The organism is Acidithiobacillus albertensis, from assembly GCF_001931655.1.
Taxonomy (GTDB): domain Bacteria; phylum Pseudomonadota; class Gammaproteobacteria; order Acidithiobacillales; family Acidithiobacillaceae; genus Acidithiobacillus; species Acidithiobacillus thiooxidans.
In genome coordinates, this window is record NZ_MOAD01000001.1 from 1678095 (window position 1) to 1698467 (window position 20373).

Sequence of the window (20373 nt, forward strand, 5' to 3'; positions counted from 1 at the left end):
GAAGGACACCGTATAGATACATTTTCGGATTGGAAAACGAGCGAGAAGCGGAACAGTAACGGAAGCGACAACCTTGAATCGGCCCCCTTTCGGAAGGCAGAATACGGGTATGGACACCTTGCCCCATTGGACCCGCTCGCCGGAGACGGTAGAGGATTACACCGATCTGGTACGTCGTCTGGCGCGACGTTTTGTACCGGAAGCGCAGAGCTTGCGCGGTACGGAGTGCTGGATCGTCTGGCTCGAACGCTTACGGGTACAGCCCTGGTCCGAGGTCACGGTCAGACGTTATCGCGCGGCCCTGCTCTGGTTCATGGAGAGTATGGATACATTCCCGCAAAGCCCGTTCTGGATAGCGCCGGACCATCGGGAAGCGATTCTTAGCGCGATCCGCTTACCCTGGGCCGGAGAAAGCCTGACGCTCCCGGAGCAAAAAACCCCCCCGGGGAAAAGGATGCGATCCTTCGGTCGGGCGCGATGGAAACAGGTCCGTCAGCGTCTTATGTCGATTGAGGAATGGGAAACCGTCTTGTGGATGGAAGCGGTCATGCGCACAGGCGTTCGACCGATAGAATGGGTACGGGGGGTATCCTGGAATGGCGGAACATTAGCGATACCCTGCGCAAAAGGCGCTTTTGACGATCAGGGGAACCGGATCAGGGGATTAACCCGGACGCGCACACTGGATTTGTCGCATTGGCCGAAGGCCGAGAAAGACCTGATAACGGCCTGGATCGCTTTGCGGGAAACACCGGAGCAGCGCCTGTCCCTGTTAAAAAAAATGGCGAAGCGGTTAAGATGGGCCTGGGATCAGGAGTTCCGGTCATTGCGTCCCCGGATTACGCTGTATACGGCGCGGCACCAGTTTGCGGCGAACCTGCGGGCGCGTGGTACACCGCCGGTAGCGATAGCGGCGATGATGGGGCATAGTTCGGACCAGACCCAAAGAACCCATTATGGCCGGGGCGCATTGGGGAAAACGGGAAAAGGGATTACCGCACCGGAAGTATCCAGTGCATTGACGGCGCTAGTCAGGCAGCATATCCGGGTACCCTTATCATTTCCCATGCGCTCTGGTCTGGGTAATGGTTAACAAAAGGAGACACATTAAAAAATGACCGTATCGACACAAAAGATGGCGGATTGGGCTTATGCCTTGTTTACGGAGCAAAAGGAACAATTCCGGGATCTTTTGCGCGAGGCATTGCTGGCGGCTATGCGCGAAGGTGACGGAGACAAATTGTTGAAGGCACTGAACAGCTATATAGAACGTCTGGGTCTGTCCGAAGAAGAAAAAGCCATGCAGTTTGTGATTCGGAATCAGGCCAGCACCCAATACTGGGATTTGTGTTATGACCTGGCGCAGCGTATCTCGCTGGATGAACAGGAAATGACCATGCCATCCAAGGTCGTGACGCTGAAAAACCGCCAGTCGATTGCTGGAGAACGCAATCTGGTCGCCATCCCTATTGCGTTTCCGATTCGGGCCATACTAGATGAAGGGATAAATTTGCATCTGGAAGCGTTGAATGAGCGACTGCGCAAGGATCATGGCGTGAGCGGTCACTGGTTTCCGGGGCTGGTCGATGATTACCCGGTTGCGGAATTACATGTCGTGGAATGGCTCAAGGTGCATGATGAACTGTTTTATGACCGCTTGCCGGAATCGCGGATAGAAGAACTGCGTTTTGACGCCCGGCGACGGGCGGATCGTTTTCACTACCGGACAGATGATGAAAAATGGGATTGGGATTTTCTGGTGGTGATGGGCAGCATAGAAGGTCGCTGGACCTCGGAAGCGATCCAGACGGTACGCAAGCATTTGCAGGAAGTCATTGCGCCGACCCGCCAGACAACCGTTTTTCTACAGGGCGCTTCGCAAGATAACGAAGCCTCACAAGATATGGATTATTGGCTGAACAAGAATCCTTTTGTGGTGGGTGAACTGGATTTTATGCGTCGGGCGCAATATCAGGGAGGCTGGATAGCGAAGCAGCGCGAGGTAGATGATTTTATCACGCAAAGCAAGGGCCCATTCCGGCTGACCCGCATGGAGACGGGGCTGATGCGGGGATGGATATTGGGCAATGGCATCAAAAACTGGCTGTATGTGACCCCGGACATGCACAAGCGGACCTGGGAAGAATGTTTGATGATGGTATGGGAGGCTTTGGAGCGGAACGGCGTGGGGATGGTCCAGATTGGCGATGAAAAGCCGAAGCCGGGGACGATACCGGCTTTTGTGCGGTATTGAGTGAATCAGCCTTCCAGGCTTTTTGTACATCATCCATGACTACGGCGTATGGCCGTGAAATTCTCCAGCCAGACCCGGTCAAGGATCACTGCCGAATCACTTTTCTGATGGCAACTTGTGCGTATCCTTTTGACATACCGCGTGCGCTTGAACCAGCCCTGTTTCGCACGTATGCGGTACTCCGCATTTCTGCTCTCCTTCGCCACACAGGAGAACGCACCTGGAAGCTTTCAATGAGTAATTCGACGAGATCCTCGGTATCCCGCTGAGATTGTTGGTGCCAGCCCTGTAGCGTTTCCTGTTGTTGCTGAATGATGGATTCAAGACGCATGGCGTTCTCCTTGCTGCGGTTGGGCGATGGAGATACGGTAACACCATGCTGCGACAATATGCGTCATATAAAAACAGGAACTGCAGACCATCTTCCAAAATAGTTTTTCCAGAATAACGGGGATGGACTCATTGCCTGTAGGTATGAGGGAAAGGATCAGTTCGGAGCAGTTTAAGAATGACAACCTGCTGATACTATTACTGAGTTTTCAATCGACAAAAGAGCGGTACAATCGGCAGGATTGAAGTTTGACCCTGCTTGATCTATGAATTCTCGTGGTATTGCGAATGGATATCAGATAATCTTACTAAAAGCCGATCGATCAGTATGGAGTACGAGCCATGAATACCACAGCCACTTTATCGAGCAAGTTCCAGATTTCCATTCCCAAGGCTTTGCGTGATGAACAACATTGGAAAGCCGGACAAGAGTTTGTCTTCATCCCCAAAGGTAAGGGTGTCCTGGTGCTACCCGTGCCCGAGAAGGAACAGTTAGTCGGCATTGCCAAAGGGGCTCACATTGACGATTGGCGTGATCGCCAGGATCGATTCTGATGGATTTAGTGCCTTTCGTGGTCGATACCTCAGCATGGATTGAATGGCTTGCTGACACGCCCACCGGTAGGCGTCTGGGAAAACAGTTTCCAGAAAAATCACATTGTATCGTCCCCACGATTGTGCAGCTGGAACTATCGAAGTGGTTAGTGCGTGAAGTTGGCGAGGACCAGGCCGACCAGGTAATTGCCTATACGCAAAAATGTATCGTTGTGCCGCTGGATACTGTCATTGCGCTACTGGCAGCTGATTTGCACCGTGAATATAAACTCGCCACGGCTGACGCCATCGTTTACGCAACGGCGAGACGTAAGGGGGCCACTTTGCTCACCTGTGATGCCCATTTCGAGGCTATGCCTGACGTGTCGCTGTTCTCCAAGAGCGGTGAGAAAGATTGACCAAAGCTAAGAATCAACCCATATAAGGGATGATTGAAAGCAAAGAAAATGGCCATACGATAATGCTCAGTACGTCGCTGTCTGTACCCATCGACCAACACTTATGAACAAGATCGAGCCAGTTCTGGCCGGTCAAGGGTTTTCTGTGGAAGCGGGAGGGCCTTTATTTTTAATCTGATCAACCCGCTGACACAATCCAACGCGGAGGACTGCGTTGTGATTGATCCGCTGCGTTTAATGAGAATATCGAAGATGACCATGAATAACCCATACGCTGATAGTTGGAATCAATTTTGAACACCATGCTTTCCAGCTCTACACTCAGAGCTTGGGGACAGCCTGAATTTCTGTACCTGTTGCGCGCCGATTTACTGGCACAGGACGTTCTGTTTGCGCCCTTACAAAGTGCTTTAGAGCATGGCAGCTATGCACTACTGGATGATGTCACGCTCATGGAGCTGAATCGCCGCGAAAATAACCAGTTACTCTGCATGGATTTAGGCGTCAGTTATGCCAGCACCATACCCGGTTGCGCCTGTCAGGGTGATCCGGCACCAGAAACTAAACTAGTGCCTGACAGAAAAAGGGCGTTTTTTCAAAATTCAGTCGGGTAAAATCTGAGCGAAATGATGAATGGGTAGAATTTTAATACCCGTTTTCGCAACTCCGGAAGATATTATGCCCATTTTTAATGATTTCAGCTGTTTTTCGACAGCCGTTTCCTTGGGAAGTTCGGTAACACTTCAAAAATCCTATACTTTAAGCTGTTTTTCGATAGATACATCGTTGCTCCGCCTCCTGGGCTATTAAAACAGCCCCCAATCGATGAATGTTCCGGGCCAGCACAGCCAATGCCACATAGCGCTTGAAACCGGTAATACCATGATCCGGACATTGATCCAGGCCATGCTGTTCTAAGGCGTTAATCGCCGACTCAACCGCCGAATGCTGGTGGCGTAGACGGACGAATTCAGGATCCGACTCTCGCCTTTTTTCTTCCGCAGATGGACGCCCTTTTTTCGGTAAAACGACCATGGGTAGTATTTCTCTGAGCGCAGCCTGATTGGCTAGACTATGAAATCCTTTATCAAAACTTATGGAATGTACGTCACTAAAACGGGACTGCGTTGCTTGGGTCATCGGGACCGCCAACTGGTCATCGGTCGTCTGCTCCATCACCGCATGGTGCAGAATAAAACGGTGCTGATCTTCGACGATACACACCCGCAAACCCAATTCTACGGGAACCCCTGCTTTTCCTTTGCTGATCCATTCCGTGTGGGGTTCAAAGATCGAAAAAACCTTTTCGCTGTGTGGAATTTTTTCGCCGCGTAATACCCGGCGACGGATTTGGTCGATCTGTCGACGGGCATGTTTGAGGTAACCCTCGAGGGCTTGTGCGGCATCGGAGAGGCCTTCTGCTTGCAAAGCATGAGCGGTCTCTGTGGCCCGTGCGACATGCTGCTCAGCCAGAGCCAGATAATCCGCATAGGCTTCCCGCATCCGCGTATCATGTGCCGCACGCTTCTGCGGGTCTTGCGCCGTTGAGTGTTTTATTTTCTGGAGAGTCCGGTAGCTTTTTTTGAAGCGGTTCAGTTGATAGCGCCATTGTCGCCACGTCGTCGAGCCGAGTAATTGGTCTGCCTGGCTTGCCGTTTCTATGGCTTTTCGAATCGCATCCAGCAGCAGGTTAATATCGGTCGGATAATGCACCCGCGTTTCTACGACGAAAGAATCACAGCGAACGCTGAGCCCTTCTTCGGCTTTTTTTTTTGAGCAGAACATGCCCCGCCTGCACCACTTCCTGATTGATCCGATCCAATATTTCCGGGGTAAACAATCTCAGGTTATCTTTGATGGTTTGCAGATGGTACCGTTGATCGGTGTTTTCTCCCCATTCTCCATGTCCCAGCATTTCCCGGATGACCAGATGATGGTTGGCTAAATCATGGATGCGATCGTAATCTGCGTTAAGACCCAGCCGCATCGTACCCAACACCAATATTTTCCAGAGGGCCATTCCAGGACGGCCTTTTTCGGCGCTGACCAGGGTTTTGCCATCGGCTTGTACGGGGCGCATATCCTCCAGGATGGTAAATACCCGTTCCCGGAGTTCCGGCTGCATATAAATGTGTTGAAGGCCACGCAAGAGTCGCGGAATATCATCCCGCGACTTGGGATCAATCTGGATAGCAGAAATATCGGTTTCTCCAAAAACCATTTGCGCGTTAATCACTTTTCTCATGACGAAGATTTTCCGTAAGTCTGGATATTGCGTTAAAAAACACCCATACTTTCAATGGATAGCCGCCTCAGAAGCCGAAAAAAGGCATAAAAAGAGAATCGTCGCATCGCAAAATCGGCAACATCAAACGGCAGAACGCATTATAACACGCTGTTTATTAAAGGCAATTATATTTTCGGTCAGGCACTAAACTACCAGAATATACAGTGCTCAGGATACAAATTGATCGCGTATCAGCCATTTTTTCATTACAGGTACTGATCCAATGACACCCATCAAAAAATCCGTAGCCGTGCAGATTTTTGTGGGTACTATCCAGTTGTTACCCCAATCAGCTCGACCCAGCGGTATATACAAAATCCCGACGAAAATGCCGGTGAAATTGGAAATAAACGGTTTTGAAGGGGATCATCAGGCAGACCTACGGGTTCATGGTGGCCCAGATAAAGCTGTTCAGTTATATCCCGTTAAACATTATGAAGCATTGGCAGAGCGCTTTCCGACAATGCATGAAAAATTGTTTCCTGGTGCTATTGGCGAAAATATTTCATGCCCTGATCTGGATGAACATGATGTGCATATCGGCGATATCTGGCGATTAGGTGAAGGGCTCTTGCAAATATCGCAACCTCGCAGTCCCTGTTGGAAAATTGATGAGAAACTGGATTGCCAAGGTGTGGCAGCCTATATCGCCGAAACCTTCATAACGGGATGGTATTTTCGTGTTCTTAAGGCGGGCATGGTTAAGGAGTACGACAAACTGGAGTTGCTGGAATCCGTGAATGAATGCTATCGCCTGAGCTCATTGCTGCAAGAGATGCGACGCGACGATCCGGAGGCTATGGGTGTGCTGCAAAAATGGATGGAAGCACCTGGCCTTGCCGATAACCTTCGACTGAAAATTGAAAAGCGCATCGTCTATCTGAAAGATACGCACCGATAAAGCCGTCCTGTCATCCTCTATTAGAATACAGCGCTGCCTACCAGAAAAACACTCAGACCGATTTGACGCAGGATCAAATTCGTCAGTTAGGAAAGCTCATTGAGCAGGAGTTGGATCATGAATGATCAAGGATTTGTGGAACTCATGAAGAGTTTGCGCTGGATGGGTCGCTATATGCGCGGTGAGGAAGCGGATGGACGGACTATCCAAATTCCGGATCCCGATGTGAAAGCCATCCGTGAAACCACAGGCCTTTCACAATCGCAGTTCGCTCTGATGATCGGGATAACAGTAAAACCTTATTTACGCCCACGTCTCAGGTTTGTAAGATCACCGGTAAGGAAAGACTTCTGCTGCTTTCGCAGGCTTAATTGTGTTGGCCTGTTCATAGAAAAAAGGATGCCGCTCATGATGCACTGGATGATGGATAGTCGCGCAGGTTTTCTGTTTTTGCTGATAGCGGCCTTTGTAATCGCTGCACTGGTCTATGCGCTTCCAATTTTTCTGGCCTGGACCATGGGAAGTCCATACTTCACCGCCATCACGCTCCTGGACATCTTTCTGGGATGGACGGTACTGGGCTGGATCGCCGCTTTAATCTGGGCCATGGCTTCGGGTAACGGTGGCACCTTTGATGAGGATGGTCCCTCCCGGCACAAACCCTCCCTCTGAACCAGTTCTATTCCCTACAAAAATTGACGAAAGCCCCTGAACCTCGCACCATGGGCGGGAGTGTTATCAGGAAGCCGCATCCCGCAACATGACCGAACAAGAAATTGAAGAAGCCCTCATCCAAAAACTGGGCGATCTGAAGTACAGCTATCGTCCGGATATTCATGATCGGGCCGCACTGGAAGCCAACTTCCGCCATCATTTTGAAGCTCTGAATCATGTTTCTCTGAGCGATAGTGAATTTGCCCGATTGCTGGAGACGATTGTGACCCCCGATGTGTATGCAGCATCTCGCATCCTGCAGGAACGCAACCATTTCGAGCGCGATGTCGGTACGGCCCTCCATTATACTCTGGTTAATATCAAGGACTGGTGCAAAAACACCTTTGAAGTGATCCATCAGCTGCGCATCAACACCGATTATAGCCATCATCGCTATGACGTGATGCTGCTTATCAATGGCGTACCGGTCGTCCAGATCGAGCTCAAAACCCTGCAGATCAGTCCCCTTCGCGCTATTTGTCCTGAAAAAATGCAAAAAACCCGATGACGTGCTCTTCATCAACGCCGCCGAACACTTTGAGAAAGGCAAACGCCAGAATCGCTTACGCCCTGAAGATATCGACAAGATCATTGAGACCTACCAATTTCGCCGGGAAGAAGAGCGTTATGCCCGTCGCGTGCCCATGACCGAGATTGCGGACAATGACTACAACCTCAATATCAGCCGGTATATCAGCACAGCAACACCGGAAGAGGAAATTGATTTGCAAGCCGTCCATCAGCAACTGGCGACACTGGAAGACCAGATCGCCGAGGCTACCCAGCGGCATAATGCCTTTTTGCAGGAATTGGGGTTGCCGCTTCTGGGCAGACATCACTGAATCTATAGGGCAAACCGTTTCCACGGCTCACCAGGTAGTCATTCAGATGGGTTCTTTTTTTATGAATAGAGAGCATGCAATGTTCAACATGGTGACACGTACCGATAATCAAGACGAAAAATCCAACATGATGAAAGTGCTGGATTACGCCTATGAAAAAGCCACAACTGGCGGATTGGGTTTGGAAACAGCCATAGAACTTGCAGAAGATTATCTTCAGAAAAATGACGGAGATCCCGAGAAAGCGGCTGAGAGCCTCATCAGTTGGCAGATAGCCAAAGCGGGCACTGCCGGTTTTTTATCGGGGATGGGTGGATTGATTACGCTGCCCGTGGCCATACCGGCAAATATTGCCGCTGTAGTGTTCATACAAATACGAATGTCAGCGACCATTGCGCATATGGGCGGCTATAACCTGCAACAGGATCAGGTGAAAACATTTGTATATATGGCTTTGACCGGTAATTCGATCGCCGACATCGCCAAAGATTTTGGCATAAAGTTCGGCGTGAAAGTCGCCGAATCCGCCATTAAAAAAATCCCTGGGACGATTTTGATAAAAATTAACCAAGCGGTAGGGTTTCGGCTGGTCACAAAAGCGGGAAGTACAGGCCTCATCAATATGGGGAAACTTGTGCCCTTCCTTGGTGGAGCAATTAGTGGGGCTTTCGACTCGGTGACGACGCGGATGATCGGCAAAACAGCCAAGAAGATGTTTATTATCGAGGGGATAATCTACTCCGATGAATAGAGAAAACGACATGAAGAAAAACTGCGTCGTCACCCTTGTCGTGGCCACCGCCCTCAATGATGTTGAAATAGTCACCGAACTGCTGCATCCCCGATGGGAACGGAAGCAGTCCCGTTAACGCCTACCCAGAGAGAACAAAACCATGAGCATCTTGCAAGAATTGGAAGCCGCCAAGAAAGCCAAAGAAGCCGCTGATAAACGGGTGGAGGAGCTTCTCAAACAAGCCAAGGAAGAAGGATTGGCAGAAATACGCCGGATCGTCGAGGACTTGGGATTGACCGCCAAAGATCTCCTGAAACTGGTTCCTTCTGAACCGCAGAAAATGCATCGCGTGCGCAAGTCCCCAGCCTTTTGGTATCAGCATCCAACGGATCCCAATCTGGTCTGGAAAGGAGCAGGACCCAAACCTGCCTGGTTCAAGGCGTTGAGTGAAGAAGCCCAACAAGCCTGCAAAACAGCGGCGGGTTGAATTGATGAAAGCCTCTACTGGCAGTAACGTGGCCTCTCCGCAAGCGCTCACTATCACCGCACTGGCAACGCGCTATCTGCTGGACAATGAATTTTCTGTGGAACCCCAATTGGGGGAAGCCGTAGACGCATTACTCGTCGAAGAGGATGAAGAAACCCTGCAAACCATTTCCCTGCTGCTGTATGAAAAGGATCCGGAAGCCTCTGAGGATTTCCGGGATTATGCGCGGGAACGGGCAGAAATGTTCCTGACCGAAGAAGGGCAGGTCAGCACCCTGTTTGCCGTACCGGTACGCCATCCAGAATCCATTCAGGGTTTTTCGGCAGAACGGGCTGCGGCTTCCTTTTTTACGCACGGACTTGTCTGCGCAAATGCCAAGGTTACCTTTTATCCCGCCCCGGTAGATGGCGGGCAACTGCTGAATATGTCTCCGGTAGAAGTGTTTCGCCTCCATACGGCACTGGGCCAGGGCTATCGGGAAGCCGCTACCTTGCTCAGTACACAAGCCTATGCCGAAGGCACGCATCCCTATATTTGCTTCATCGGGATTGTCAGCTACTCCGCACAAATGCCAGGGCATTGCGTGGCTTGGGAGTTACCTTCGGATGACTTTGTACGCCGCATTCAAAACTGGACGGAACAATCGGATTTGGCCGTGTTGGGTCTGAATAGGCAGCAAAACGTGCTGGGATATCCGGGTCGAATGGTGTTTGCGGTTCGCGAAGGGGCACAGGAATATCAGGATATCGTTCTGGAGGAATTCGTGACCCGAGTGGTCGGGGAAAAGTCGGGCCAGATTCTCGCCCGTCTGCAGGATCACCCGATTATGGAAGGTCTCACGCTGGAACTTTATGATGCCACCCAGGAGTATGGGGCACTCTATATCCCCTGGAAACAGTTGGATCAGGCTCGTGCGGATGTCATTGAGCGGATATTCGATTTACTCAGAGAATCGGGGGTCATGGGCCTCATGTTTCAGGACTATGAGGCGGGTGAAATATCCCGAGTGCAGCACTAATGGAATGGGTCAGCCTGTGAGCAGTCCGGAGGGTGCGTATTCACCCAACAGAGGTGATTATGCGTGACCTGCGATAGGCTGATGGCATTTTACCTCTCGACAAGTGGCGTAATATGGCTTTTTTCAGTGCCGCACCATTCTTGGATGGTATTATGTTTCATTGGTCCGTAATTGTGGGTGGCAAGCGCATAAACTAATCGGTATTCCTTCAGTCCATTGAGAATTCTTGGGCGCAGATCATGGGCCTGATCTCTTTGTTTGCAAGGTGATGAGGACATCCTATGGTTCGTAAAAAAGAGGCGACTTTATGCTACGATGCGAAAAACCTCCATTCATGAAAAAGTTGCAACCTGCATGACCGTGACATCGTTAAAAAAACGTCTTCTGTCCTCTGAGACATCTTTGCAAAGCCCTTTGGTGATTATCACGATCGGGGTCACGGCTTCCGGGAAAAGCACCTGGGCGCAGCAGATGCAGAAAAAGTACAGCACACTGGATATGGCGATCATTCAAACGCCCGAAACACCTGACAGGAACCAAACACAATGGCTCAACACGGTGAAAGCAGCCCTGCATCACTCCGTGATCATATTGGACGGCAAAAATTTGGATGATGCTCAATTCTGCCGGGATCTTCAGACACTCAACGCATTGGGTGTTAAGGAGGTTGTCATCCAGTATTTTGCGCCGGAAAGCCTGTTTGTTCTTCTGTCCAGAAATAAGGGCGTCGGTGGCGAACAAATTCGCCATGAACTGCAGACCATCCAAAGTCAGGCGCATTATCTGAATCTGCTGGATGCAGAAGGGTATACCTCTGACTAAAAACGGTTATCTATTTTCAGCGTAAAGAATTGGACATGTCGTTAGAACGGGGAAAAATGCCACAGGAAACTGCCAGAGACTCCAATGCCGAAACAGATTATGGAATAACCCGGCTGGATTATGCGAAATCGAAAGGCTGGTGGGTGAGGCTTTATCGCCCTGGATCAAAAAAACCTGATGCCAGCAAACTCTTTTCAGACTCCGCGCATAATGGTTACGAAGCAGCGCGCATCGCTGCTCGAAAATGGCGGGATGAAAAAATGGCAGAACTGGACATTCAGCCCAGAAAGTGGGATGGAAACGGTCATTTTACGATGTATAGCCGCAACCGATCAGGAAAAATTGGGGTGCGGTTATGCCATGATTACAAAGCGGGCAGAATTTCCCGGGTCTACTGGGAGGCTAAATTCATGGTGAATGGTAAGCAGCGGGTGCGCTCTTACTCAGTGCGGAAATATGGATATGAATGCGCCTGGAGATTGGCGATTGCCGAACGCCAGCGGCATGACGGTGAACCGGTTCCGGACACGGTTCCAGAGCGTCCGGACTGGCTTGTGGCAGTCGCGGCTACGGAAGGTCTGACGTTATAAGTGGACATATATGTGGTTTTCACCAAAGGACACGACAAAACGGACGTATATCTTGTCCATCGAAACTTTCTCACTACAAGCAGCAAGGATTAGAATCATGCAACAGTTTCCGACCAAAGAAGAACTCCGCAAAACCGGCAAGGTATATTGTGAGGGTTGCCAGCATTTTGAACCAGGGTCCACTCCGGGTGGCCTGGGTTTTTGCGCACTCACTAAAAACCGACAGGCGCGGGTGGAAGAAACCGGCAGAATGGTTCCAGACCGCCAGGGATTGCCACCCGACACAACGCCGGAACTGTGTTGCGCCGCTTGCTTTCCCATGGCACCCAGGGTGTGCGGTAAATATCGGGATAGATCTGCATCGGTCACCTTATAATGCATTCTGAGTTGTGCGCTGCTGGCATTCGAAGAGGAGATGGACACGGCTGCCATGTACTGCGGTTATCTTTGAGCTAGACGGTCATGCTGGCAAATTTTGATTGAAGCAAGAGAGCGATGAGAATTTTTTGTTAACGGGCATAAAAGTATTATCCTGGATCAGCCGTATCCAATTGATTCTACGCTTTAAAAAATTTCCACGTTTCACGAAGCATCATCCTGAGTAGCCCTACCGCCTTTGCCGACCCGGTGATGGTGGACAATAAAGTTTCATCCTGACGCCTACTGACATCCCTTGCGCTTGCGCTACACCCAATGACACATAAGCAGCGTTATGTATACCTCGCGATTATGTATAGCATCTACGGCGGTGTGGCTGAATACCCTATAAATATTGATCTTGCTGTAGATGTTGCGCCCGGATGATATACATAATCTGAGTGATACGTTGAAGTGATGATTCTTCTACTGGAGGTCATCATCATGAAACGTACCAATCCACTTTACTCCTCTCCTGAGGCATTCCTCCTCGCCAGTGTGCTTGCGCCGCACATGGACGCATACACAGCCCATCTACAGCTTGGCCGTTATGCTACTAGCACAATCCGGGGCTACATTTTGGGTCTTGTGCATTTTGCACACTGGATGGCTAAAGATAATATTTCCATCAACTTACTGAATGAGATGGTTATTCATCGATTCCTAAATGATCACATCCCCCACTGTGACTGTCCATCCCCAGTTAATCGTGACTTCTTCACCTTGCGGGCAACACTCGGTAATCTGCTGAAGGTATTGCGCGAACAAGGAGTAATCGCCGAGCAGCCCGCACCTACGGGCGATATTGCTGACGAACTAAGTCGGTATCACGCATACATGCAAAATGTGCGAGGACTCAGTGTAATGACATGCCGTGGGCGGCTACGCACCATACAACGGCTCCTACTACACAAATTTGAAGGCCGTCCCGTCGAGATGGAAACGTTACAACCCAATGATATTCGTCAATTTGTTACCAATCAGCTCAAGCAAGTAGATACAATTTCTAATGCGAAGGCGTTGGCTGCTGCATTGCGCGATTATTTAGGCTATAGAGCGACCTGCGGTGACCACGTGGATAGCATGCTTGGCGTGATATCCTTGCCCGCTAACTGGAGTCTGGCTTCTTTGCCGCGTGCGCTCGCACCCGCAGATGTTGACCGTCTTCTCGAATCATTCAATGCCGCGCTTCCATCTCCAAAACGCGGCTACGCCATGGTGCGCTGCGCCCTAGACATAGGCTTGCGCTGTAGTGAAATAGCCAGTCTTCAGCTGTCTGATATCGACTGGCGTTCCGGCACCGTCACGCTCAATCGGACAAAGGCGCTGCGCCAGGACATCTTGCCACTGCCAACTATTACCGGAGAGGCGCTGGCGGACTACATCCGCTATGAACGCCCCAAAACCACCAATCAGGGGGTCTTTGTTCGTGTTTATGCGCCCCACGATCAGTCAATTAGTGTTGACACAGTCCACCGGGTGATACGTGATGCCTACCACCGCATCGGCCTGACGCATGGGCGCTCTCATGCATTGCGCCACACGCTGGCATGCCAACTGGTCAATCATGGTAGCTCACTCAAGGAAGTAGCCGATCTTCTGCGGCATCGCTCGCTGAATACCTCACTCATTTATGCCAAGCTGGATATCACGAGTCTGGCCGCTGTCGCCTTACCGTGGCCGGGGAGCATCATGCTATGAACAACACCATAGATCTCCAGGCAAAGATTAATGATTATCTCGCCGAACGGCGCAGCATGGGCTTCAAATTGGACAATATGGGCGCGGCCCTGGCAAATTTTGCCAGATTTTCAGTCAACAGATCTCATCAGGGTCCGCTAACCACCACTCTCATGGCTGATTGGGCACGCCACGATACAACAGCGATTCTTTCTCTGGGTACTCAAGCGCGCCGCCTTGCCATTTTACGCCCATTTACCCAGTGGCTACGTCAATTCGAGGCCCTCACAGAAATACCTGACGAATCGGTTTTTGGCCCTATACCAGGCAGGGTGGCTCCACATATCTACCACGATTACGAGATCGTTGAATTGCTGACTGCTGCGCGTGGACTTGATGTCCAAAATGGTCTGCGCGCAGCAACTTACGAGACATTGTTTGGCCTGCTTGCCTCTGCTGGCTTGAGGATATCTGAGGCATTAAAATTACTCGATTCTGATGTCGACCTGCACGCAGGCACTCTGACTGTGCGATTGAGTAAATTTGCGAAAACGCGGCTATTACCATTGCATCCCAGCACTGTGGATGCCCTGGCTCGTTACCGACGGATACGTGCCCGGGAGATATCTACTACCGAGGAAACCACATTTTTTGTGGGCACTCGCGGCAAGCGATTGGGCCAAGCACTGAGCGATCGTCAGGTACATCGTGTGTTCATCCAGTTGCGCGATCAACTTGGCTGGCTGGATCGCGGGTGCCACGGAGGACCACGTATCCACGATTTAAGACACAGCTTCGCCGTTCGCCGAGTAATGCTCTGGCATGAACAGGGTATCAACATTGATCAAGCGATGCTCTCACTGTCGACCTATCTTGGCCATGCGAGGATTACGGACACCTACTGGTACCTCACGGGTGTGCCCGAATTAATGGCGCTGGCAGGCGCCAAGTTCATGCAATTTATGGAGATGGAGGTGGATGATGCGTGAAATAAAACCAACTGCGCCACCGACATTGTCGGCATTACTGCAAGGATTCTTTGCTGAATATATGATGCAGCAAAAAGCGTTGAGCCCGTGCACGGTGGCTGCGTACAGGGATACATTCATGCTGTTCCTTAACTTTGCGAGTGTCCGCTGCGTGCAGTCGCCCGCAACGATGAAAATGACCGATATTACGCCAGAATTAATCCTGGCGTTCCTTGATCATCTTGAACAAGAACGTCACAACACTATACGGAGCCACAATGCCCGTCTTGCTGCGCTGAGGTCGTTTCTCAAATTCGCCGCGCATCGTGATGTCACTTCGTTACATGTCATCGAAAAAGCCCTGGGCATCCCGATGAAACGCTTCGAAAGGCCCACGCTGGGATACTTATCTCGCGATGAGATGCTGGCGGTGATTGGTGCACCAGGCAGCGGCTGGACCAGTCAGCGTGATCATCTGCTGCTGGGATTACTATACAACACAGGGGCGAGAGTGTCCGAGATTATCGGTGTGCGCGTATCCGACGTCGTCCTTGATAAATCCTCATTTGTGCATTTGCATGGCAAGGGCCGTAAACAGCGCTCGGTTCCACTCTGGCGGACCACCGTCAAAGAAGTCCGGGCGTGGTTGAAGCGAAATCCCTATCTTGGACCTGCATCGGCGCTGTTACCCAACCGTGATGGGGAGGAAATGACCAGGAACAACGTAGCAAAACGCTTGGAGTTGGCCGTTCAGACAGCCACTATGGCCAATCCTGATCTGGTCAAACTGCACATCACGCCGCACACGATCCGGCATACCACAGCCATGCACCTCCTGCAGTCAGGAGTTGGAATTGATGTAATCGCGCTCTGGCTCGGGCACGAAAATCCCGCGACCACCCATCACTACGTGGAAGCTGATTTGGCGATGAAGGATCGGGCGCTCGCACATCTGCAAGAACCAGGTGCAAGCACAAGCCGTTATCACGCACCAGACTCTCTGATGGAATTTCTAAAAGGGCTTTGATTATGTAGAACTCGCGAGCCTACCTCAGCCACACAAACCAATCGTAGCAAGGCTCGCGTCTTTACTGCTATACATAATCACGAGGTATACATAACGCTGCTTATGTATATATATACATAAGCAGCGGAAGCGGTCGTTCAGCGGACAGACCATCATCTTCTTGAAACTCATCAGTATTACTGTAAATCGTGGCAGTCTTTTGAGAACGAATTTCAAGAATTCTAACCATTTGGTTTACGGCGCAGCATTCACCACTATCTGAAGACTTTCGAAAACGACCCGGGAATATCTTCATTCGTTATCGAATTCACCCTAAATATATTTTCAAGTAAAAACGAAATGTTGGCCATAATATTTGTGTGAAAAGGGCGCACAGGCAATAGCAGCAGCTTGTTAGTGGTCCGACTCGTATTCTGGCATATAAAATCAATTGGTTAAAATTATAGCAAGTTTACCACACTCTTGAAGGATCGCATTGCCTTAACCCTGAGAAGTGATTAAAATCGGTAACACATTGGGGAGTAGCCGCCCAGTATTCAGTAGTGATATTGGGGCTTACGTCAACATTCTTGGAGGCCTCTTTGAGGCATTCATGGCGTAAGCAGCACCTGCCTGGCCAGACCGATGAATTTCGTTCCGCAGGCTGCGGCGACGGAGTTCATCGTCATAGAGCCGCAGCCGTCAGGAGCACTTTCTATGCAAGCACTGTTTACATCGGCCACTGTTGTGGCATTAGCCGAAATGGGCGACAAAACCCAGCTTCTTTCCCTTACCCTTGCTGCGCGCTATCGCAGACCTGTTCCCATTCTGTTGGGTGTGCTGGTCGCAACCATAGCAAACCATGGCATCACGGCTTGGCTTGGAGACTGGCTTTCCCAGTGGCTGACACCAACGATATTGAATTGGGCCATAGTCTTCTCATTTTTAGGGATGGGTATTTGGATCCTTATTCCTGATAAGGAGAGCGATATGAATCTCGCCATGCGTAAACACTGGGGGGTATTCATGGTTACTCTTATCACTTTTTTTGTCGCCGAAATTGGGGATAAAACCGAAGTGGCGACCATTGCCCTGGCAGCACATTTTCAAGTCTGGTTACCGGTTGTGGCTGGGACCACCATTGGCATGATGCTCGCCAATGGTCCCGCTGTGTTTTTTGGGCACCGTTTTGCTGACCGTCTTCCAACTCGTTGGGTACATGCAATAGCGGCTGTGCTTTTCCTGGTTTTAGGTGCCGTTGCTTTGCACAAAGCTTTGGCCTCGTAGGAAAATCAACAAGTAGTAGTCCCAAAAAGGTAATATTTACCGACAACGGGTGAGTAGGGATGGCGCATGCTCATCTGGCTTACGCCCTCTATTCATCCATCTCACAAAGCATTTCCAGTGGCCAGATGTACCAGATTCACATCCAACCGAAGAATACCGACCAAGGCAGTCGATAAATCACCTCGATCACCCACTCACTCAATTTGGAGGTTCAGTTCTATAGATCTCAATAGTTAAGTGGGATATGGACCTAAAACATGATAATTTCTGCTGATATTCTTTAATACTAGATTGCGTGGATGTCTGCACAGAAAGAATTGCACCAAGATGACCCGGACCAAGGCGCCAGAGATGCAAATCTGACACTGTGTCACCATCCATTTCAATTTTCTCCTGTATCTGCTGGGCTAGACTTTGATCAGGGGTCATATCCAAAAGAATTTTGGCGGTGTCCCGGACTAATCCATATGCCCAATTTCCGATAACAATTGCCCCAACAATAGCGGCCAATGGGTTCATCCAGAGCCAATTAAAAGTAAATCCCAGCCATAGCCCAACAACAACAAGAGCGGATACCGCTGAATCTGTTACAATATGAGCAATCGCCGCACGCATATTGTTATCCCGCCCGATCGACTCATGTGTGTGCTCGTGTTCAGAAAATTGGACCAAACTGCTTGTTCCATTGCAGTCAACTATGGCCGAAAATTCATGTGGTTCGGGAATTTCTTCAACAGATTCCAGATAACCTTTTTGAGTCGCCATGAGGAATACATGGCGCTGGCCATTGGGGCGTACGGTCTCGACGGATACAGGCAAGTTGGCTAGATCGGTGGCATGGTCACTATAGATGCGAAATCTTGGCGGCACACCCCGCTCATAAATTTCTAGATGAATAATTTTATTGTTAAGGAACAAGGATTTTCGCTCATCTTCATGGTCAGTTATATGCGGATGTGTGTGCATGGAGTGGTGCTCATGATGGTGAGAGTGGCCACCGATAAGAATCCATCCGGTAATCACATTAACCAATAAGGCCAGGCCAGCAATAGGCAACGCCTCAGTATAATTGACCGGCATTGGAGCAAAAAATTGTCTCACAGCCTCAAACCCTATCACCACTGCAATCATTGCCATGACAATGGCACTACTAAAACCAGCAAGATCACCGATTTTCCCAGTCCCAAAGCTGAAACGTGGGTCATGAACATGTTTGCGTGCATAGCGATAGGCTAATGCTGTTAGCAATAAGGCACCTGCATGCGTGCTCATGTGTACGCCATCGGCTATCAGGGCAATAGATCCAGATAAAAAGCCACCGACAATTTCTACCAACATCATTACAATACATATCCAGACCACCCACCAGGTTCTTCGTTCATTATGTTCGTGGTCGGTTCGCAGAAAAATGTGTCCATGCCGTAGATTGGCAGATTGAACGGCCATATATTGCCTCACTTCAAGTAGGTACGAATTACTGCTATAAGCTGTTCTGTCGCTTCCTGATTCAGAGCCTTTGGAAAACTGGTTGTATCTACCAGATGGGTGCGGACATGATCTTCAACGACCTCTGCCATAAATCCAGCAATGGCACCACGCACACTGGCGATTTGCTGCATAATCACTTCGCAGCCTCTTTCTTCCTCTAATGCATGTTCCATGGCTTCAATCTGCCCCCGTATTCTGCGCAGGCGGGCAAGCAGCTGTTGCTTCTCTTTAATGGTATGTGCCATAGAGTCAGTATAGAGTACCCCCCTACCCTATGCAATGCGCCCAAAGAAGGCGACGCGGCCTCATATATCGTCAGGTACTGCGTTATTCCCTTGGTTCGTGGCACACACATAATACAGGGATGCCGCCACCGATTATGAAGCCTCGTGTGTCCAGAGCAATGCCGTACGCTGGATAAAAAAGCCGATCAGGTTAGGATTCCTGCCCGATCCGGCATAGATGTTTTCATATCCCGTAAAATGGCATTCACAGGCCGGGGGTTTCTGTGACCATAAACCCCTCTCTTTCGCATTAAATTTTAGTTGGGATCGTCCACTCTGTAAATTATCAAGTAGGTGAGCAGCATCAGAATGACCAGTGTTAGCGATATGCTCACCGGGCCCGTACCCAGACCAAGGCCACCGAACTGAATGGGTTTGTCTGTCCAATCTGCGAAAGAGGCCCCCAATGGTCTGGTCAAAATATAGGCAATCCAGAAGGCAGCTATTTCATTAAGATCGAACATGAAATATGCAATCACGGGAATGCCAAACATTATGACAAACAAGATCCCCGATTCAAGGTAGCCTAAATCCAGGCTCGATGCAGTCATGTCACCAGCGGCGGTGCCCAACGCAAAGGTGGCTACAATGGTTGCCCAATAAAAAGCCTCGCGCCGAGGTGTATGTACACTGTGAATGGAAAGCGTCTTTTCTTTGAGCTTCCAGATTCCCAGAATCCCGATCAATGCCATCAGAAAAACGGATGTCGAGATATCATAGGGGACACCCAGTACGACATGGGTAACGTCCGCTATTTGAGTCCCGAAAATGCTTACCATGATAACAGCAAACCAGTAATAGTGTGCCTTATATTGATTGCTACGCATCTGCAGCCAGAGAGCAATCAGGAATAATAACCCGCAACCAATAACAGCCAGATAGGGGTTCGTGTGAAATACGAGAAAATCTGACGTGGCCTCTCCCATGGCAGTAGTCAGGAGTTTCGCTATCCAAAAATAGGCGGTAATTTTAGGTACCTTCAGGAGGGGTGCATTTCCGGAAGTGCGGTTGAAGACAGCTGTGTTCATTGACGTTCCTTATTTTCTCTCTCATGAAACTGTTAGCAAGGTGGCAAATCAGCTTGTCTACCCAGTCTGTCAAAAGTTCTTGATAGGATTAACGCCATCCTTAGATCAAAGCGAAAAGCCTGGAAATAAGGACAAAAGGGTATTCACAATGTCACTACAGGCTGGAATACCCAGAAGCTATTAATCTGGAATAGAGATTTTATACCAAAGTGATGCACCGATTAAAGCAATTAAATAATTCGTACCAGGTTCTGTTCCAGAATGAATGGATGAGATGGACTTCC

Annotated in this window: 24 protein-coding genes and 1 riboswitch; of the genes, 19 read left to right on the forward strand and 5 right to left on the reverse strand. The window is 49.9% G+C overall.

Annotated elements, in window-relative coordinates:
• Positions 1-109: 109 nt before the first annotated feature.
• Positions 110-1093 (forward strand): site-specific integrase, encoded by a 984-nt coding sequence (locus BLW97_RS08735; protein ID WP_075322947.1) that lies wholly within the window; start codon positions 110-112, stop codon positions 1091-1093.
• A gap of 21 nt (positions 1094-1114) precedes the next feature.
• Positions 1115-2254, forward strand: coding sequence for a hypothetical protein (locus tag BLW97_RS08740; RefSeq protein WP_065973562.1), 1140 nt, complete (start codon positions 1115-1117; stop codon positions 2252-2254).
• A gap of 85 nt (positions 2255-2339) precedes the next feature.
• Here BLW97_RS08740 and BLW97_RS19780 read toward each other — a convergent pair whose 3' ends face one another.
• On the reverse strand, positions 2340-2585 hold the full coding sequence (locus BLW97_RS19780) for a hypothetical protein (RefSeq protein ID WP_024893669.1): 246 nt from the start codon (positions 2583-2585) through the stop codon (positions 2340-2342).
• Positions 2586-2926: 341 nt separating this feature from the next.
• On the opposite strand from BLW97_RS19780, the gene BLW97_RS08750 reads away from it, so the two are divergent.
• From BLW97_RS08750 to BLW97_RS08760, 3 genes are all read left to right on the forward strand, one after another.
• On the forward strand, positions 2927-3139 hold the full coding sequence (locus BLW97_RS08750; protein WP_024893668.1) for an AbrB/MazE/SpoVT family DNA-binding domain-containing protein: 213 nt from the start codon (positions 2927-2929) through the stop codon (positions 3137-3139).
• Complete coding sequence (locus BLW97_RS08755; RefSeq protein ID WP_024893667.1) at positions 3139-3537, forward strand: type II toxin-antitoxin system VapC family toxin; 399 nt, start codon at positions 3139-3141, stop codon at positions 3535-3537. Before BLW97_RS08750 ends, BLW97_RS08755 begins: the two co-directional genes overlap by 1 nt.
• Positions 3538-3839: 302 nt before the next feature.
• Positions 3840-4151 carry a hypothetical protein gene (locus tag BLW97_RS08760; protein WP_075323634.1) on the forward strand — a complete coding sequence of 104 codons (312 nt, stop codon included), beginning with the start codon at positions 3840-3842 and terminating at the stop codon, positions 4149-4151.
• A gap of 145 nt (positions 4152-4296) precedes the next feature.
• Here BLW97_RS08760 and BLW97_RS08765 read toward each other — a convergent pair.
• Positions 4297-5782, reverse strand: a protein-coding gene (locus BLW97_RS08765) for an ISNCY family transposase (RefSeq protein ID WP_423230364.1) whose coding sequence is annotated in 2 segments (ribosomal slippage) — positions 4297-5310 and positions 5312-5782 — 1485 coding nt in all. Because the reading frame shifts where the segments join, the coding sequence is not laid out codon by codon here.
• A 292-nt stretch (positions 5783-6074) separates the two neighbouring features.
• On the opposite strand from BLW97_RS08765, the gene BLW97_RS08775 reads away from it, so the two are divergent.
• The 14 genes from BLW97_RS08775 (at position 6075) to BLW97_RS08845 (ending at position 17289) form a co-directional block, all read left to right on the forward strand.
• Positions 6075-6725, forward strand: a complete 651-nt coding sequence (locus tag BLW97_RS08775; RefSeq protein WP_235180040.1) for an MOSC domain-containing protein — start codon at positions 6075-6077, stop codon at positions 6723-6725.
• 117 nt (positions 6726-6842) lie between these two features.
• Positions 6843-7397, forward strand: a complete 555-nt coding sequence (locus BLW97_RS20020) for a superinfection immunity protein (protein ID WP_226831200.1) — start codon at positions 6843-6845, stop codon at positions 7395-7397.
• Between the two features lie 88 nt (positions 7398-7485).
• The gene (locus tag BLW97_RS08790) at positions 7486-7947 is read left to right on the forward strand and encodes a type I restriction endonuclease (RefSeq protein WP_024893664.1); all 462 of its coding nucleotides are present in this window, start codon (positions 7486-7488) and stop codon (positions 7945-7947) included.
• A gap of 1 nt (position 7948) precedes the next feature.
• Positions 7949-8281 (forward strand): N-6 DNA methylase, encoded by a 333-nt coding sequence (locus tag BLW97_RS08795; protein WP_024893663.1) that lies wholly within the window; start codon positions 7949-7951, stop codon positions 8279-8281.
• Between the two features lie 61 nt (positions 8282-8342).
• Positions 8343-9032, forward strand: a complete 690-nt coding sequence (locus tag BLW97_RS08800; protein WP_326923816.1) for an EcsC family protein — start codon at positions 8343-8345, stop codon at positions 9030-9032.
• 142 nt (positions 9033-9174) lie between these two features.
• Positions 9175-9501, forward strand: coding sequence for an H-NS histone family protein (locus tag BLW97_RS08805; protein WP_075322952.1), 327 nt, complete (start codon positions 9175-9177; stop codon positions 9499-9501).
• 4 nt (positions 9502-9505) lie between these two features.
• Positions 9506-10519 (forward strand): hypothetical protein, encoded by a 1014-nt coding sequence (locus BLW97_RS08810; protein WP_065957769.1) that lies wholly within the window; start codon positions 9506-9508, stop codon positions 10517-10519.
• A gap of 258 nt (positions 10520-10777) precedes the next feature.
• Positions 10778-11341, forward strand: a complete 564-nt coding sequence (locus BLW97_RS08815) for an ATP-binding protein (RefSeq protein WP_143214866.1) — start codon at positions 10778-10780, stop codon at positions 11339-11341.
• Positions 11342-11376: 35 nt separating this feature from the next.
• Positions 11377-11931, forward strand: a complete 555-nt coding sequence (locus BLW97_RS08820; protein ID WP_065973851.1) for an AP2 domain-containing protein — start codon at positions 11377-11379, stop codon at positions 11929-11931.
• A 97-nt stretch (positions 11932-12028) separates the two neighbouring features.
• Positions 12029-12307 (forward strand): hypothetical protein, encoded by a 279-nt coding sequence (locus tag BLW97_RS08825; RefSeq protein WP_024895328.1) that lies wholly within the window; start codon positions 12029-12031, stop codon positions 12305-12307.
• A 485-nt stretch (positions 12308-12792) separates the two neighbouring features.
• Entirely contained in the window at positions 12793-14049 is a 1257-nt protein-coding gene (locus BLW97_RS08830; protein ID WP_024895329.1) for a site-specific integrase, read from the forward strand.
• Positions 14046-15017, forward strand: coding sequence for a tyrosine-type recombinase/integrase (locus BLW97_RS08835; protein WP_075322954.1), 972 nt, complete (start codon positions 14046-14048; stop codon positions 15015-15017). Before BLW97_RS08830 ends, BLW97_RS08835 begins: the two co-directional genes overlap by 4 nt.
• The gene (locus BLW97_RS08840) at positions 15007-16023 is read left to right on the forward strand and encodes a tyrosine-type recombinase/integrase (RefSeq protein ID WP_024895331.1); all 1017 of its coding nucleotides are present in this window, start codon (positions 15007-15009) and stop codon (positions 16021-16023) included. Before BLW97_RS08835 ends, BLW97_RS08840 begins: the two co-directional genes overlap by 11 nt.
• Before the next feature lie 500 nt (positions 16024-16523).
• Positions 16524-16712: riboswitch (yybP-ykoY riboswitch) on the forward strand.
• A gap of 7 nt (positions 16713-16719) precedes the next feature.
• Positions 16720-17289, forward strand: a complete 570-nt coding sequence (locus tag BLW97_RS08845) for a TMEM165/GDT1 family protein (protein ID WP_024895332.1) — start codon at positions 16720-16722, stop codon at positions 17287-17289.
• Positions 17290-17487: 198 nt separating this feature from the next.
• On the opposite strand, the gene dmeF is transcribed toward BLW97_RS08845, so the two are convergent.
• The 3 genes from dmeF to BLW97_RS08860 all read right to left on the reverse strand — a co-directional run bounded on the left by dmeF (position 17488) and on the right by BLW97_RS08860 (position 20089).
• Positions 17488-18735: a CDF family Co(II)/Ni(II) efflux transporter DmeF gene (dmeF, locus tag BLW97_RS08850; RefSeq protein ID WP_024895333.1), complete on the reverse strand. Its 1248-nt coding sequence runs from the start codon at positions 18733-18735 to the stop codon at positions 17488-17490.
• 8 nt (positions 18736-18743) lie between these two features.
• Complete coding sequence (locus BLW97_RS08855; protein ID WP_024895334.1) at positions 18744-19022, reverse strand: metal/formaldehyde-sensitive transcriptional repressor; 279 nt, start codon at positions 19020-19022, stop codon at positions 18744-18746.
• A 296-nt stretch (positions 19023-19318) separates the two neighbouring features.
• Positions 19319-20089, reverse strand: a complete 771-nt coding sequence (locus BLW97_RS08860; protein ID WP_065957824.1) for a COG4705 family protein — start codon at positions 20087-20089, stop codon at positions 19319-19321.
• Positions 20090-20373 lie beyond the last annotated feature (284 nt).

What these genes read in the sequence shown, in the direction of transcription:
- BLW97_RS08735 (WP_075322947.1), top strand. Translation starts at nt 110, where the DNA reads ATGGACACCTTGCCCCATTGGACCCGCTCGCCGGAGACGGTAGAGGAT.
- BLW97_RS08740 (WP_065973562.1), top strand. Translation starts at nt 1,115, where the DNA reads ATGACCGTATCGACACAAAAGATGGCGGATTGGGCTTATGCCTTGTTT.
- BLW97_RS19780 (WP_024893669.1), bottom strand. Translation starts at nt 2,585, where the DNA reads ATGCGTCTTGAATCCATCATTCAGCAACAACAGGAAACGCTACAGGGC.
- BLW97_RS08750 (WP_024893668.1), top strand. Translation starts at nt 2,927, where the DNA reads ATGAATACCACAGCCACTTTATCGAGCAAGTTCCAGATTTCCATTCCC.
- BLW97_RS08755 (WP_024893667.1), top strand. Translation starts at nt 3,139, where the DNA reads ATGGATTTAGTGCCTTTCGTGGTCGATACCTCAGCATGGATTGAATGG.
- BLW97_RS08760 (WP_075323634.1), top strand. Translation starts at nt 3,840, where the DNA reads ATGCTTTCCAGCTCTACACTCAGAGCTTGGGGACAGCCTGAATTTCTG.
- BLW97_RS20020 (WP_226831200.1), top strand. Translation starts at nt 6,843, where the DNA reads ATGAATGATCAAGGATTTGTGGAACTCATGAAGAGTTTGCGCTGGATG.
- BLW97_RS08790 (WP_024893664.1), top strand. Translation starts at nt 7,486, where the DNA reads ATGACCGAACAAGAAATTGAAGAAGCCCTCATCCAAAAACTGGGCGAT.
- BLW97_RS08800 (WP_326923816.1), top strand. Translation starts at nt 8,343, where the DNA reads ATGAATAGAGAGCATGCAATGTTCAACATGGTGACACGTACCGATAAT.
- BLW97_RS08805 (WP_075322952.1), top strand. Translation starts at nt 9,175, where the DNA reads ATGAGCATCTTGCAAGAATTGGAAGCCGCCAAGAAAGCCAAAGAAGCC.
- BLW97_RS08810 (WP_065957769.1), top strand. Translation starts at nt 9,506, where the DNA reads ATGAAAGCCTCTACTGGCAGTAACGTGGCCTCTCCGCAAGCGCTCACT.
- BLW97_RS08820 (WP_065973851.1), top strand. Translation starts at nt 11,377, where the DNA reads ATGTCGTTAGAACGGGGAAAAATGCCACAGGAAACTGCCAGAGACTCC.
- BLW97_RS08825 (WP_024895328.1), top strand. Translation starts at nt 12,029, where the DNA reads ATGCAACAGTTTCCGACCAAAGAAGAACTCCGCAAAACCGGCAAGGTA.
- BLW97_RS08830 (WP_024895329.1), top strand. Translation starts at nt 12,793, where the DNA reads ATGAAACGTACCAATCCACTTTACTCCTCTCCTGAGGCATTCCTCCTC.
- BLW97_RS08835 (WP_075322954.1), top strand. Translation starts at nt 14,046, where the DNA reads ATGAACAACACCATAGATCTCCAGGCAAAGATTAATGATTATCTCGCC.
- BLW97_RS08840 (WP_024895331.1), top strand. Translation starts at nt 15,007, where the DNA reads ATGATGCGTGAAATAAAACCAACTGCGCCACCGACATTGTCGGCATTA.
- BLW97_RS08845 (WP_024895332.1), top strand. Translation starts at nt 16,720, where the DNA reads ATGCAAGCACTGTTTACATCGGCCACTGTTGTGGCATTAGCCGAAATG.
- dmeF (WP_024895333.1), bottom strand. Translation starts at nt 18,735, where the DNA reads ATGGCCGTTCAATCTGCCAATCTACGGCATGGACACATTTTTCTGCGA.
- BLW97_RS08855 (WP_024895334.1), bottom strand. Translation starts at nt 19,022, where the DNA reads ATGGCACATACCATTAAAGAGAAGCAACAGCTGCTTGCCCGCCTGCGC.
- BLW97_RS08860 (WP_065957824.1), bottom strand. Translation starts at nt 20,089, where the DNA reads ATGAACACAGCTGTCTTCAACCGCACTTCCGGAAATGCACCCCTCCTG.